This is a genomic window from Vibrio sp. 1580, assembly GCF_033340055.1.
Genome location: NZ_JAWOVT010000556.1, coordinates 1 through 565, shown reverse-complemented (window position 1 = coordinate 565; position 565 = coordinate 1). Strand labels below are relative to the sequence as shown.

At 49.0% G+C, this 565-nt stretch carries 1 protein-coding gene; it reads right to left on the bottom strand.

What is annotated here, in order from left to right; genetic code table 11:
- A partial coding sequence (locus R7093_RS27135; RefSeq protein ID WP_318147264.1) for a DUF2066 domain-containing protein occupies positions 1–565 on the bottom strand: 565 nt, incomplete at both ends.

Genomic DNA, 565 nt, shown 5'->3' with positions numbered 1-565 from the left:
ACCATCCACCATTGCGGAAATAGCGTCTGCACCAGTTGCCGACCCGCTGCGTGGAGAAGTTTGCGCATCAATAATCTTTGCAGGCGCTTGGTCATACAACGTCCAACGAATCTGCTCGCCTTGCGCACGAATAATTAATACCGCGTCCGCTGGGTAACGCTGGCTGGCTTGGCTGATCGGTTCAATGAAACCGCCCCAAAGATCAGACGTGTTTACGCCCGTGACATCGTCAAAATCCCCAACAGGAATCGTAATTGGAAGGCCACGAGCTTCCGTTGCTTTTTTCAACGCAGCAACGTTGGCAGAATCAGAATGTTCCCATGCAATTGCGCGGTCGTAATCTTGCTCTTCCACCAGCCAAACCAAAATGTTGGCACGATTCGGTGACCATGAAGGCAACTGAGCTTGAGTCAAAAGCGATTGAATTTGCCCACTGTTAAACAACACTTTAAGCCTTGCTTTACCATCTACTTTGCTTTTCCCAAGCTGAGAAATATAGCGATAGCTAGAACTCAGCGCCTTTTGGATAACAGGGTTGCTTAGAGCAGATTGAGAACCAGTCGCT